At 60.0% G+C, this 265-nt stretch carries 1 protein-coding gene; it reads left to right on the plus strand.

Annotated elements, in window-relative coordinates:
* Nucleotides 1–117 precede the first annotated feature (117 nt).
* Nucleotides 118–265 (plus strand): NAD(P)-binding protein (locus AC0L3U_RS39535; protein ID WP_473365141.1); only part of this gene is annotated, 148 nt, incomplete at its 3' end.

Below are 265 nucleotides of genomic sequence, written 5' to 3' on the forward strand. Positions count from 1 at the left end.
GATGGTGACGCCGTTTCCTGGCAAGAGTCCTCTGGCGAGGGAAGCTTGGGGGGTAGTATAGGTGGCCGGAAGTCTACCCCTAGATAGTAAGTATACTGTCAATTAGGGAGGCAGATTTTGCGGATCGCCGTGATCGGCGGGGGGCCCGGCGGGCTCTACTTCGCCTATCTCTGGAAGAAGCGTCACCCCGAGGATCAAGTCGACCTGTTCGAACAGAACCCGGCCGACGCGACCTGCGGCTTTGGCGTGGTGTTCTCCGAGCAGG

The sequence above is a fragment of the Bradyrhizobium sp. Kon69 genome, from assembly GCF_055807515.1.